The 14,077-nt window shown below is 41.8% G+C and carries 10 protein-coding genes and 3 pseudogenes; 9 read left to right on the top strand and 4 right to left on the bottom strand.

Annotated elements, in window-relative coordinates:
- The 3 genes and pseudogenes from A5N85_RS00400 to A5N85_RS00390 form a co-directional block, all read right to left on the bottom strand.
- The coding region (locus A5N85_RS00400) for an IS630 transposase-related protein (RefSeq protein ID WP_072575442.1) at window positions 1-281 on the bottom strand (281 nt) is incomplete at its 3' end.
- Between the two features lie 88 nt (window positions 282-369).
- Window positions 370-2,073, bottom strand: a pseudogene (nosZ, locus tag A5N85_RS00395) (TAT-dependent nitrous-oxide reductase); the annotation flags it as partial.
- A 29-nt stretch (window positions 2,074-2,102) separates the two neighbouring features.
- Window positions 2,103-4,313, bottom strand: a complete 2,211-nt coding sequence (locus A5N85_RS00390) for a NosR/NirI family protein (RefSeq protein ID WP_245935961.1) — start codon at window positions 4,311-4,313, stop codon at window positions 2,103-2,105.
- A gap of 265 nt (window positions 4,314-4,578) precedes the next feature.
- On the opposite strand from A5N85_RS00390, the gene A5N85_RS00385 reads away from it, so the two are divergent.
- The 9 genes and pseudogenes from A5N85_RS00385 (at window position 4,579) to A5N85_RS00355 (ending at window position 13,222) form a co-directional block, all read left to right on the top strand.
- Window positions 4,579-5,886 carry a suppressor of fused domain protein gene (locus A5N85_RS00385; RefSeq protein WP_072575440.1) on the top strand — a complete coding sequence of 436 codons (1,308 nt, stop codon included), beginning with the start codon at window positions 4,579-4,581 and terminating at the stop codon, window positions 5,884-5,886.
- Between the two features lie 60 nt (window positions 5,887-5,946).
- Window positions 5,947-7,266 carry an AmpG family muropeptide MFS transporter gene (locus A5N85_RS00380; protein ID WP_072575439.1) on the top strand — a complete coding sequence of 440 codons (1,320 nt, stop codon included), beginning with the start codon at window positions 5,947-5,949 and terminating at the stop codon, window positions 7,264-7,266.
- A gap of 123 nt (window positions 7,267-7,389) precedes the next feature.
- Entirely contained in the window at window positions 7,390-7,818 is a 429-nt protein-coding gene (locus A5N85_RS00375; protein ID WP_072575438.1) for a PTS sugar transporter subunit IIA, read from the top strand.
- Window position 7,819: 1 nt separating this feature from the next.
- A complete protein-coding gene (locus tag A5N85_RS00370; RefSeq protein WP_072575437.1) occupies window positions 7,820-8,905 on the top strand; it encodes an iron-containing alcohol dehydrogenase family protein in 1,086 nt (361 codons plus the stop codon).
- Window positions 8,906-9,107: 202 nt separating this feature from the next.
- Window positions 9,108-9,182: pseudogene (locus A5N85_RS17490) on the top strand (hypothetical protein); the annotation flags it as partial.
- Between the two features lie 101 nt (window positions 9,183-9,283).
- Entirely contained in the window at window positions 9,284-9,463 is a 180-nt protein-coding gene (locus tag A5N85_RS17485; RefSeq protein WP_249024007.1) for an IS630 transposase-related protein, read from the top strand.
- Window positions 9,463-9,837, top strand: coding sequence for a transposase (locus tag A5N85_RS00360; RefSeq protein WP_169818591.1), 375 nt, complete (start codon window positions 9,463-9,465; stop codon window positions 9,835-9,837). Before A5N85_RS17485 ends, A5N85_RS00360 begins: the two co-directional genes overlap by 1 nt.
- Entirely contained in the window at window positions 9,810-9,950 is a 141-nt protein-coding gene (locus A5N85_RS15495; RefSeq protein ID WP_169818590.1) for a hypothetical protein, read from the top strand. The genes A5N85_RS00360 and A5N85_RS15495 overlap by 28 nt, the downstream gene beginning before the upstream one ends.
- Complete coding sequence (locus A5N85_RS00355) at window positions 9,947-13,222, top strand: hemagglutinin repeat-containing protein (protein WP_072575436.1); 3,276 nt, start codon at window positions 9,947-9,949, stop codon at window positions 13,220-13,222. The genes A5N85_RS15495 and A5N85_RS00355 overlap by 4 nt, the downstream gene beginning before the upstream one ends.
- 307 nt (window positions 13,223-13,529) lie before the next feature.
- Here the strand turns inward: A5N85_RS00355 and A5N85_RS16355 are convergent.
- A pseudogene (locus A5N85_RS16355) lies at window positions 13,530-14,068 on the bottom strand (IS630 family transposase); the annotation flags it as partial.
- Window positions 14,069-14,077 lie beyond the last annotated feature (9 nt).

The raw sequence follows: 14,077 nt of genomic DNA, 5'->3' as shown, positions 1-14,077 counted from the left end.
TTTAGTCGCTTTAGAGCATAACAAATCGCTGATTGCGAGCAATTAAAACGTCTAGCGCTTTCCCATTGGTAATCATCAGGATACTGCTCAATATCCTTAAGCAAGGCTTCATCATCAATCTTTGAGGGCTTACGCTCAGTAAAGCCTTTAGGATGGGGATTTTTAATCCAGCTATAGACGGTGAATTTGCTGATCTTGTAGCGCTTTGCAACAGCGCGCCAAGTTTCTCCATTAGCAATATCGTTAAGAATTTTCTGTCGGAATTGGCTGCAGTAGGTCATAGGATATGCTCAGTTTGTTTTTGATAATTCTACTACAAGTTGTTCTTTATATCTGCTTTGGATAGATTGGATTATAAGTGATTTGACTATAAACCGTAACCTCATCCCCTTGATTGACTTCAAAAGAAGACAAACCGAAAGCCGGAGCAGTTGCCGTCATATATACGCGTACCTTATTTCCATCGCGCACGACTTTATTGTCATTATCTAAATCCACGCCGTCTTTTTCTGCTTGTGCTGTTGCTTCCGCCCAAAAAGGATCTTTACGGTCTGGCCAAATACTAAGTGGATTCACTTTTGAACGATGAACAATAATCATGTCATGTGGCTCAGCAAAACTTGGACCATCATGCACCACTTTCATGTGCTCGCCTTGAATATTGATTAACTGATCATTTTCTGGTTTTAAAACCCCAACATTTAAGAATCGGTCTTTAGAAAACTTGTTTAAAGAAACCAACCATTGACCATCTGCTTCTTTGTTTTCCCCCATTGAAGTGTGGTTATGCCCCGGTTGATATTGCACATCAATCTTCTCAATAATGGGTTGCGCTTTCTCATCGCCGTTATAGGCTTTAATTGCTTCATCAATATTCCATTTCACCATTTGGCTATCGATAAACAGCGTGGTAAAAGCATTTCCTTTACCGTCAAAAGCCGTATGCAGAGGGCCTAATCCTAATTCCGGTTGCGCGACAACCAAATCTTCATCATTGATTTTACCTGCAAACAAATCATCTAGCTTACGAACATCAATGACCGTTACCGTTGGCGATAACTTACCGTTTAGCACCACATGAATACCGTCTGGTGCCGCATTACAGCCGTGCGGTGAGCTTGGAACCGCAATATAACGCGTATATTTGCTGCCATGCGTGCCGTCAAGAACTTTTACCCCATTGATTTCTTTAAAATCCCCGTTTTTAATGCCTTCTTCAATCGCTTTAATATTAAACACCACAACCCAGTCGGTTTCATTGGCTGACATTTGTCCAACATCGGTGCCTTTTTCTGAGTTATAGCAAGTAGAGAAAGCATATTTTCCTTGATAATCCGCATCTAAATTATCTAGGTTACCGTCAACTTTTACCTGCCAAGCAACTTTCATGGTATCGCCGTCAATGGCGGTAAATGCTGTCCAATACTGATTTTTCACATCATCGGTATCTAATACACTACCATTATTTGGCCAAGGGATAATATGCTCGCCATTGGCAAAGACATATCCTGTACGTGGATAGCGTTGTGGGCGCAAACCATGAATTCCTGAAACATTTGGAATTTCCACCATCGCATCACACTTCATCACATCACAACGAATCCGTGCGACACGCGTATTGGCTTTATCGTTGACAAAAAGATAACGTCCATCATACGTGCCATCAGTAAAAGACATATGTGGATGGTGTAAATCTCCATTTAAGAACACGCCACCTTTATCTTCTAAAAATTTTTTGGTTTCTGGCAACATACCATCGCGCATAATTTTGCGGCTTTCATTGGTTTGTCCCCAGCCTGTTGCGCTGTCGCGGTTAAACACTGGGATACGCATCAATTCGCGCATAGAAGGCATTCCTAAAATTCTGACTTCACCACTTTGTCCGCCAGAATTAAACACATAATATTCATCAAGTTCACCAGGCGCGACATCGATAGAAGATTCCATTTTTTCACTACCTTGCGCAAAAGAATGACTTGCTGTTAAGCCCCCTAATGCACCTACCCCACCGGTTAAAGCCGTTGCGCCAAGAAAACCTCGGCGGTTTAACGCAAATTTTTTATCGTTAGACATTTATCTATTCTCCTATATTGTCTCAATTATTACTCTGTTGCTTCACCCTGAAGTGCTGCCAAACGTTCACGGTCACGCTTAGCACGCGCCGCATATTTTTGTTGTTTTTTAATTTCTTCTAACAAATGCATACAACGCTTTTTATCGTGATACAAAACCTGACAATTCAAGCATTGAATACATTCATTGGCATTGATATTTCCTTCAGGAAAAATCGCTTCTACTGGGCATTCTTGCGCACATTTCTGACACGGATTACCACAAGTGGGATACCGTTTTAACCAATCAAACAAACGTAATTTTGCTGGAATCGCCAATGCTGCTCCCAAAGGACACAAATAGCGACAATAAAAGCGTTCAATAAACAAACCGATAATCAGTAAGACCAAAGCAAACTCGACATAAGGCCAAGCACGCGCAAACTTTAAAATAATTGATGCTTTAAACGGCTCTATTTCAGCCAATTTTTCTGCTAACCCTAAATCGTATAAAGAAAAACCAAATAACAACATAAAAATAAGATATTTAATTGCTGTCATTCGTTCATGTACCTTAAACGGCAATTTGAATTGCTTAACGCCTAATTTCTTGGCTAGATTATTGGTTAACTCTTGTAAGGCGCCAAAAGGACATAACCAACCACAAAAAGCACCTCTATTCCAAAGTAACGCAGAAGCGGCTGTTGCTGCCCATAACATAAAAATCATTGGATCCATTAAAAAATACGACCAGTCAAATCCTGTCATTAACGCATGGGTAAAAGCAAAGACATTCACAATTGACAATTGTGCTGTCATATATCCGCCCAACCAAAACAACGTAAAACACAAATAAATTACACGGAATTTTTTATAAAACTTCGGATGTTGCGCTAAAAAATCTTGGAAGAAAAACACCAAGGTTAGAATCAATAAAGCAACTGCCAATACAATAATTTGGACCGTTTTTGCTTGCCATAACCGTTGCCAAAGGGGCGTTGGCATTTCTTCATCTACAGCATCTACCGTTTGATTACCAGCAGTCATTTCTGATGAACTGATGGATTCAGATTTTTCTGTCTCAGCTTTAACGGTTGCTGGCTTAGGCGGTTGATAATCTGGATTAGGTGCTTCCTTAAGCAAACGTTCAGGTAATTGATATGGCAACTTAAATTCAATAAACTCTTTTTTCGTCGGACCAACCGCACGATGTGCCAATAAATCCAACGTCCAAGGTTTTAGCGCATTAAAATTTTTATCTGCTGGGACGGTAAATAAAGCAATTTCTGGAAATTTTGGCGCACCACCAATCATAATATCGCCAATTCGGCGGTGATTACGATCTCTAAAATGAAAGCCCTCGCCATCTTGCTCAATTTTAACGCGGTCAAAAATACCGCCTCGAACATAGCCAGAACCCTTGAAAGAATATAAACCTTTACCCGCAACGAGAATTAACGTTTCCCCTTCTTTTAAATACTTACTCGCTTGCTGATAGAGCGCTTCGCCTAACAGTGGGCGACCAATTTGTGGGATGCTCACTTCTGCGACATATAAATCAATAAAAGTCGCATTTGGGTCATCGGATTCGCTAATACCTGCCGCATCCTTTTTACCTGCTGTTGCAAACGCTTCATTCACTTCCCCAACAGTCAAATGCAAATGCGCAACATCTCCTTCTTTCAGCATCTGCGCCCAATCACCGGCAGCTGGCGCATCCTTTTGATATTCCAATAGCGTTTTAGGCACATCTGGCGTTTGCGCGATAACTTGTGTTTGTTCGCCTTGCTCTGACCGCACCGCGCGAGAAAATAATAAACTACTGCGTGCAATCGTTTCATTGATGACCATAACGGTTACCGTTGCACCGGTAATCACATCAGGAACGCCAGCTTTATTCCCTTGCGTATAATTTCTCCCTAAATAACTATCAATAAATGCGTTTATCTTTTTCTCTGGAATACCAATCAGCACAATTGGCTCTGAATGCTTAACCAATTTTAACGCACGGATAGTAAATTGATTATCAACACCAATTAAAATCTTAATCGGCTTGCCTGAATATCCACCGGCATTCACATAATCTGAATTTAAAAAGACATAACCAATTTGCGTTGTTCCTTTCATCACAGGTACTAAATGCGGCTTTTCTTGCACTTCTCCATAGCCCGTTGCTTCTGGAAAAAACGTTTGCGCTGGAACATCGTGTAAAAACTCTTCTAACGTTTGGGATTTAGAAAGATATGCTGTTTGTGAAGCCATATCTGCCCAAGACTTTGGAAGCAGAAAAAGACACAAGAGCAAGAATAAGCATTTGCGCCACATGATATCAGCCTTGATTTATAATCATAAATACAAGATTTTAGTCATCTCATACTTTTTTTACCTTGACCTATATCAAGAGAAACATTGGGATTATTGACCAGCGCTTGCACCAAATAATGGCTCGTGTCATTATGCAAAGATAAACAGTTGTAGAATGAAAATAAATCAAATTTCCTAATAGCCTGCTTAAAGAAGGACGCTTATGAACCACAGCACTCTCCAACAACTCATCGAAGCTTTAGAAGAAGACGATTTTCAGTTTAATCCTCCAGCGACTGAAGCCGAACTTAGTGCATTTGAAGCACAACATCAAATCGAACTTTCTCCCCTATTTAAAGCCCTCTATTTAAAAGCTAACGGCTCTGTTTCTACGCAAACCGTTGATATGGATGCCTTAAGCGACTTTATGGAGCCATCAGAACATGGACTATCAAAAGAAGATTTACAAAATATGTCCTTAACAGACCGTTGGCTATCGCTTACAGAAATAGAAACGGCGATTCAGACCATTTGCCAAAAAGCAGAAGATTACTTTGGTAACGATTGGCAAGACATTATTCTAGAGCAAGATGATAACCATGGAGAATATAAGCCTTATCCTTTTCATACCAGATGGTTACCCATTTCTAAAAATAGTTTAGAGCAATACTTTTGCTTAGATTTTGATCCGCAAGAAGACGGTGAAATCGGACAAGTCTTACTCATTAATATTGGAGATGAAAGCATTGATGAAGATTGGGAAGTTTATCGAATGGCAAATAGCTTTGAGAATTGGGTAGAAAGCTATTGGTTAGGCGAAGAAGAAAGCGATATTGCGACCCTTTTTGATGAAATTGGTCAAGAAATGGGCGTATTAACCTCTGATGGAGAGTTTAACCAAGAAGGCTATTTCCGCTCTGCGGTTCATGAACATCTCATGAACCAATTTGGCGATGAAAACTTTATGGTCATTGATGAAACCGAATATCCTGGTGATGCTTTATATGATATCTACTGGTTTGCACCAGAAGAACAACGACCTTACCATGCACTTGCCACCAATGGACTTAGCACCATTGAAATGCCTTCAGCAGAAGACGGGGATACCAAAAATACCTTTGAACATATTGAGCTATTAGCATTCTTTCCGCCAGAATACTTCTTAAACGGCGACCAAATCCAAATGACAGAACAACAATCTTGGATATTGGCAGTATTCAAAACGCTTGCCGAACTTCTCAAAGAAGGGCAACGAATTGATATTAACAGCACTTTTGAGCTATCTGGCGTGGAAGCATTGCCTTTCAAAGAAATTAGCCTGCGCTACTCAACCTTATTTACCGCTCAAGAGACTCTGATTTCAACCGCTCATGGTGAAAGCATCCGACAATTAGTGATTGTTCCCTTATATTCTGCCGAACAACAGTATCAATATGAATACGGCTACGCTGCTTTAAACCAAACATTAAAAGCCGCAAACGTTGGGGATATTATCAACCCACAACGGGCAAATGCAGTTTCACAGCAATAACAACTTTCCCTTCAACCATAGCGCAAGCCTACCACTTGCGCTTTATTATTTTCTTCGCTTATGACTAACCAACCACTCACCTTACGACAAGCGCTCTATAGCCGAAAAATGCTCATCTGTGTATTTGGTGGCTTTAGCAGCGGCTTACCTTTATTTATTGGATTAAACCTACTGCCTGTCTGGTTTCATGATAATGGCCTAAACTTGAAAAGCATTGCGGCTTTTTCCTTAGCAGGACTACCCTATACTTGGAAATTCCTATTTGCACCTTTCTTAGATGCCATTGGTTTTGGACGTTTTGGCAGACGACGGGGCTGGATATTGCTTACACAGCTATGCTTATTGGCTTTTATCGCTGCATTTGGCTTAACTCAACCACAACTTAACCTACATACCATTGTTTTCTTAGCCATTAGCATGAATTTCTTTTCTGCTTTGCAAGATATTGCTTTAGATGCTTTCCGACGAGAAATACTCACTGATGCCGAACTTGGATTGGGAAATGCCATTCATATTAATGCTTATCGTTTAGCGCAGTTAGTACCTGGCGCCCTAGCCGTCTTTCTTGCTGATCATATTTCATGGTCTAGCGTCTTTTATATCACTGCCTTATTTATGTTGCCAGGCATTTTTATGACATTAGTGCTAGCAAAAGAGCCACCGCTACCAGATGATCGTCCTCGAACATTACAAGACACCGTCATTCAGCCTTTTAAAGAATTTTTCCAACGAAAAGGCGTTAAAAATGCTCTTTTCGTCCTACTATTTATATTTCTCTATAAATTGGGCGACAGCATGGCGACTGCCTTACAAAGCCCTTTTATCTTAGATATGGGCTATAGCAAAACCGATATTGCACTCGTTGTAAAAAACGCAACTTTATGGCCAGGGGTGATTGGCACACTTCTTGGGGGAGCTTGGATGGTAAAGCTTGGTATTAACCGTTCTTTATGGGTATTTGGCTTTTTACAAGTTATTACCATTCTTGGTTACGCTTGGTTGGCAAGCTACGGGCATTTTGAGAGCATTCATACCAGCGAATTATCAAAATTAGCGATTGTTATTGTAGGCGAATATTTTAGTGCAGGCTTGGGCACGGCGGCATTTGTCGCTTATATTGCTAGTCAAACACATCCTGCTTATACCGCCACACAATTCGCACTATTTACTAGCTTGGCAGCCATTCCAAGAACAGTTGTAAACGCCGTAACCGGCGCGTTAATAGAAGGTTTTGAAAAAACCTTCCCAATCATTGGACATATTCATTTTCAAGGATTAGGTTATGAACATTTTTTCTATTTATGCTTCTTCCTCGCTCTTCCAGGACTAATAATTTTGACTTGGATTGCTCCTTGGAAAGCCCCCACATTGAGCGATTAAATATACTTTTATCGCCATCAATCCGTAATATCCCCCTAACCATTACATGACTTTTTTCTACAAGCGCGATAAGATATCGCCTCACATTGCTAAAAATTTATCTTATCCTTTTAGGAGGTATACATGTACTTCATCATCTGTGGACACGGCAAATTTGCAGAAGGACTATACTCTGGCGCAAATTTACTCTATGGAAAACTAGAAAACTGCCAAGCCATCAATTTTGATGAAGACACTCCGCATAGCATATTTAAAGAAAAACTTGCTAAAGCCGTAGAAGATGCAGGTGATTTACCTATTCTTTTCTTTACTGATATTCTAGGTGGAACGCCTTTTCGTGAGTGCGCTACCCTATCAGCAAACCTAATACAAGCCGAAGTGATTTCAGGCAGTAATTTACAAATGCTTGTGGAAGCCGCGATTGAACGAGAAAACGCTACAGACATCGCCGCATTCGCTGCTAATATTATTGAGCGCGCAAAAGCGGGAATTATCATGCTTTCTGCCCAAAGCACACGCCGTACATCTAAGACAACAGAAAGCGGAATTTGATATGAATATTGCGCAAATCGTTCGCAATGGTCCTGCGATGTATCATGCTGGAAGAGGCATATTAAAACACCTTCCAGCCTTAATTTCTCCCTTTAAATCACCCATCATCGTTACTGGAGAAAAATCCTATCACGCATTTGTAAAGCACTATGGAGAACCGCCCTACCCCGTTTACCGATACGACAAAACCGCCAGCTTAGAAGATATGCAGCGGATTGCAGACGCTATTGGCGCTGAGAACAGCGATTTAATCATTGGCATTGGTGGCGGAAAAGTCCTAGATACCGCGAAAGGCGTCGCTGAAAACTTAAAAGCTGAAATCATGTTTATTCCCACCGTTATTGGAACCTGCGCGTGTGCCACTCCTATTGCGGCGGTATATCATCCTGATCATAGTTTTCGAAGCGTAGGCTATTTTCATCGTTCTGGATACCTAACCCTTGCAGATTATGATTTACTCATTGAATCACCTCGCGAATACTTCCTTAGTGGCATCAGTGATACCTTAGCCAAATGGTATGAAATCGAAGCACTCACAAGAAAATTTGAGCGTTTACCCGCAATGGTTTGCGCTGCTCGCGCTACAGCCGCTGTTACAAGAGACATCCTCGAGCGCGATACAGAAAAAGCCCTACAAGCAATGGCAGAACAAACCTTCCATCCCGCTTTTGCCGACATTGTTGATAGCATCTTTCAAATTGCCGCCACAGTCGGATGTTTTGGCTGTGATAACGGCAGAAGCGCTGGTGCACACGCTATTCACAACGCCTTAACCATCTATCCAGAAACCCATGCTATTCAGCACGGCATTAAAGTCGCTTATGGCATACTCGTCCAACTCATAGCGACAGGTGATGAAGCAGAAATTGAGCGACTCTTACCCTACTATCGCAACAGCGGATTTATCTACCAATTTGCACAATTAGGCATTTCAGAGCCAATTGAACTTGCTTCAAAAAAAATCGCGGAAATCGCTGCCTCAGAAAAAGAAACGTTTCGCTACATTCAGCCATTTTCAGCTGATGACATTCAGCAAGCTATCCTACAATTAGAATGCTTAACCGCAGACTTTTTCAACAAAGTCTGAGCGCACAGCGATACTGAATAGCGTCTAGTAGTATCGCTGAAAGCCAAACTTCTAAAAAATACATACCGCAGAAAAATATCTATTTTTTCATTATTTATTAATGACTATAGCTATAGTCAAATCACTTATAATCCAATCTATCCAAAGCAGATATAAAAAACAACTTGTAGTAGAATTATCAAAAACAAACTGAGCATATCCTATGACCTACTGCCGCCAATTCCGACAGAAAATTCTTAACGATATTGCTAATGGAGAAACTTGGCGCGCTGTTGCAAAGCACTACAAGATCAGCAAATTCACCGTTTATAGCTGGATTAAAAATCCCCATCTAAAGGTTTTACTGAGCGTAAGCCCTCAAAGATTGATGATGAAGCCTTGCTTAAGGATATTGAGCAGTATCCCGATGATTACCAATGGGAAAGCGCTAGACGTTTTAATTGCTCGCAATCAGCGATTTGTTATGCTCTAAAGCGACTAAAGATAACGCATAAAAAAAGATTAACCAACATCCAAAAGCCGACACAGAGAAAAGAGAACACTTTCAAGAACAAATAGTGGATAAGACCGCTCAAGACAAACCGATAGTCTATCTTGATGAATGTGGTTTTAAAGCCTTTGCTCATAGACCTTATGGCTACAGCACAAAAGGACAAGTTTGTCATGGAAGTGATAACTGGCATTTAAAGAACCAGAGCAATGCGATTGGAGCCATTATCAATGGAGAATTGTTTGCCTTACGCTTATATGATGGTTCTATTAACAGCGATATTTTCTCTCATTGGGTGAGAGAAGCACTGTTACCTGAGTTACCTAAAAACAGTGTAATTGTCATGGACAATGCCGCTTTTCATAAACGCAGTGATATTCAAGCAATCATTGAAGAGCATGGGCATGAGATAGTTTGGTTACCCCTTATAGTCCAGACTTAAATCCTATTGAAAAGATGTGGGCTTGGATTAAGCAAATCCGCAAAGAATGGCGGATGGATTGTATTGATACTTTATTCTTTTATCTGCTTTGGATTGGGTTGAGTTTTAGATGATTGCACTATATCGTCGCGAAGTGGATAAAACGAGTCGATTTATTGTCGATAATGATGGAGAAAATGCAGAACATGGTTATCTACGCCTTCATGCAAGCAACAGCAATCGCCAAATCGGAAGTGAAATCATTAATCGCAACGCAGGTAGCAATACCATCGTCAGCGCAGATAAAGCGCTTATTTTAGGTACCGTTGACAACGAAGAAAGCCAAACTGCTTTTGCCGATGCCCGCCACTATCATAACGAATCTAACCGCCATGATGTGGGGACAATCATCGAAGGTAAAGGCAATATTGCTGTTCTCTCTCGTGCGGGTAAAGTTAACGCAAGCGCTGCCCAAATTAACAGCAGTGATGGACACGTTGAAATTTATGGGGAACAAGGCGTTACTATTGAAAATGGCTGGCAAGATCGCGAGCTCAGCTATGCAGACACTCAATCTAATCGGAAAGGATTGAAAAAGAAAAGAACAGCTGAACAATATGCAGAACGAACACATGAAGCGCTTGCAAGTAACATCACTGGTAAAACCGTGCGCATTACAGCTGGAAGAAAAGCAGATTTGCAGATTATTGGAAGCAATATCGTATCTGATCAAGGCACCCATCTAAGTGCGGGTAACGATATCCATATTCTAGCGGCGCAGAACAAACAAAAATACCACTATAACAGAGAAAACAAAACCAGTGGATTAATGGGCGCGGGAATAGGCTTTACTATAGGTAGCCAAAAAGTGAGCCAACAAAATGATCAACAAGACATCCAACATATGCCTAGCCTTGTTGGCGCGCTAGACGGTAATGTAACCATTGAAGCCGGTAACCACTACCAACAGACAGGCAGCATCGTCCATGCTGCGCGCGCAGAAGGACCGCTAAACAAAGCTCAATGGTTAGCGCTAAGCAAAGAAGAACAAGCTCGCGCTGGCAACCTTGTCATCAGCGCAAAAAGCGCAGACATCCAACACCTCGTTAACAGCACAGACCAAAAACACCAACAGCAATTCAAGCGCAGCGGACTAACCATTAGTTTAGGCGGAGCAGTTGTCAATGCAGCCCAAAGCGCCATCCAAAATGCCCAAGCGGGCAAACAAAGCAATGGACGCATTAGCGCAATGGCAAATGCAAACGCCCTATACAATAGCTACCAAGCAGTAGCGGCTGCACAAGCAGCAGCCAGTGCGGAGAACCAAAACGCCGTGCGCATCTCCATTACCGTTGGCAGCCAAAAAAGCGAACAAAAAAGACAAACCCACCAAGAAACCGCACAAGCCAGCCAAGCGACCGCAGACGGAGCAGCCATATACAACATTGGTGGTAAAGGCGAAGCCAGCACCCTAAATGTCACTGGTAGCGACATCGGCAGCAGCGCCTACACCAGCCTCAACGTAGAAGGTAAAAAAACCTTCCAAGCAGCCACCCTAAACGACCACCAACACAGCCAGAAAAAAAGCAGCGGTTGGAATGCAGGCATAGCCATAGAAGGCGGACAAAATGGCTGGAGCTTTGGCATTATTGCAGGGGGCAACAAAGGCAAAGGCAAAAGCGATGGTGAAAACACCCATTATCGCCTTAGCCACATCGGGACAACCACAGGACATACCGACATAGGCAAAGGCAAAACCACCCTCATCGGCGCGCAAATCCTAGGCAAAGGCATCAGAGGAGAAACCGAAAACCTCACCATCATCAGCCCACAAGAAAACAGCCACTACCACAGCCAAGAACAAAACCTCAGCGGACAAGTAACCATAGGCTATGGGGCAAGCGGCTCAGTCAGCTACAACCAAAGCAAAATAGACGCTAACCACCAAAGCATCAACACAGAAAGCGGAGAAAGAGACGCCCTAAATGGCGCTACCCTCACCCAAGCGAAAACCCAACAACTCGGTGAAAGCCTTGCGCACAACAACCAAAGCGCCAACACCAGCCAAGCCCTACTTGGCGGACAAAGCGGCATCTTTGCAGGTGATGACGGATTCCAAATCAACAACATCGGCAACACCCACCTGCAAGGCGGCATCATCACCAGTAGCGCCAAAGCAGAAGCTGATGGCAAAAACCACTTCGCCACCGACACCCTAAGCTTTGAACACCTCAAAAACCACAGCGAATACCACGGCAAAAGCATAGGCATAGGCGCCTCTGCAAGCATCAGTGGAGAAAGCCTTGGACAAGGCAACTCAACAGAGAATCCTCATCTAAGCAACCAAGGCGAAACAGGCTTAAGTAAAAGCCTAGGCTATGGCACAATCAATGACAACGCGAGCGCATTCACTCGCAGCAGCATCAACACCCAAAACCTCACCATTCGTGATGCTAAAGGACAACTGGCAAAAACAGGTAAAACAACAGAAGAAACCCTAAACGCTATCCAAAGCAACATCACCACCGAGCGTGCCAAAGCTGAAAGCGGTGCTCTAACCAATCGCTTTGATGCTGATAAAGTTCAGCAAAGTTTAGACATTCAAAGAAATGTTACGCAGGAATTTGGACAAAATGCACCGCAAGTTGTTGCTAAAACCAGCGATACTTTAGGCAACATAAAAAACTATGAACGCGCCCTAGCTGTAAAAACCCAATTAGAAGCCGAACTCAACAAACCGCAGAATGAAACTCAGCAGCAAGCGTTAAAACAAGCCCTTGAAAAAACCAATGCCTACCTATCTGCGAACCAAACAACCTACCAAATATGGAAAGAAGGCGGTATTGGACGGGCGGGACTACAAACGCTCGTAGGCGGAGTACTCACAGGAGATAGCTCAGGGGCAATGGCAGCAGGTGCAAGCGCCTTAGCGGCACCTAGCTTAAATACACTCAGTGAAAACCCCCTAAGCAAATCCCTAATTGACATTGGTGCAGGCATAGCCATTGGCGCAGTGACAGGAGGGAATACAGGAGCAATTGCCAGTGCTGCAAATGTGGATTGGCATAATCGGCAATTGCATCCGAGTGAACGAGACGCTATTCAACGTTTAGCCAAAGAAATGGCTCAGCGAGATGAAGCAGGAATGGGATTAAGCGAAGAACAATGGGAAACAAGATTAACCCTTGCTGCCGCTACATACAACGATGAAGAAGATCGTTCTATTATTAACCAAGAGCTTTCTCGCACAGATTGGCAAAATGCTTTAGGTAATATTTATCTCAATAGTGTTGGAATCGCAGCACAAACATTAAACAAAGAAGCAGCAAAAAATACCATTCTCAAATGGCAAGATGGTAGTCCAATTATTTCTCATGGTGAGCCTGTTTATAGTCAAATCAGCTAAAAAACAGAACGTTATCTACCGATAGAATGGTTAGATAAGGGCTATAGGATGTTTTGTTTTTTAGCTGATTGCACTATATGCTTTTCAATCAACAGAAAAACAATATGCTGACCATGATTTATTTGGTAATCCTAGCTCTATAAATAAATTTGTTTATCCTGTAGGCGAACAAGCTGTTAAAAATCACTTACAACATGAATTTGATGGATCAACTTATGGCTTAAATACAGGCAAACACAGAGATGAGATTATTGCTTTTAAGCACGATACAGAAACTAGAGGGATAAATTTTTCGGATAAACTATAGTCAATTAAATCCAGAATAGGACAAAAGAGCATCCCAAAAGACATCAAAATTAGATAAAACTTTACGTAAATACTTTTAAGATTGCCCCACTGCTTTTTGATTAGATTTAACTCTGGCGAATAAGGTGATAAAGGCAAAACAACGTGACCAAATTTTTCGGCTAACGCTTTTAGAACCTTCATTCAATGAAATTGAGCATTATCCATAATAATCACTGATTTAACACTCAATGATGGTAATAAGTGTTCTTCAAACCATTTTTCAAAAAAGGCACTTGTCATGGTATTTTCGTAAGTCATTGGGGCAATGAGTTTATTGCCAATTTGACCTGCAACAACGGATATCCGTTTATATTTTTTGCCACTAATGGTGCTTTTAACAGTTTTCCCTTTGGATGACCTTGCAAAGGGTCGATGTAAGTAGGTATCTATACCCGTTTCATCAATATAAACCCTTTGATGGTCATTGAAGGTTGCAAGCTTGGTTAGATCGTTTTCTACTTTGATTGGGTCTTGTTCTTTGTAGGTCGTGGTCTTTTTTTAAGTGTC

The sequence above is a fragment of the Suttonella ornithocola genome (assembly GCF_001889065.1).
Lineage (GTDB): Bacteria > Pseudomonadota > Gammaproteobacteria > Cardiobacteriales > Cardiobacteriaceae > Suttonella_A > Suttonella_A ornithocola.
Note: the sequence above shows the minus strand (reverse complement) of the source record. Positions and strands in the feature narration are given on the sequence as shown.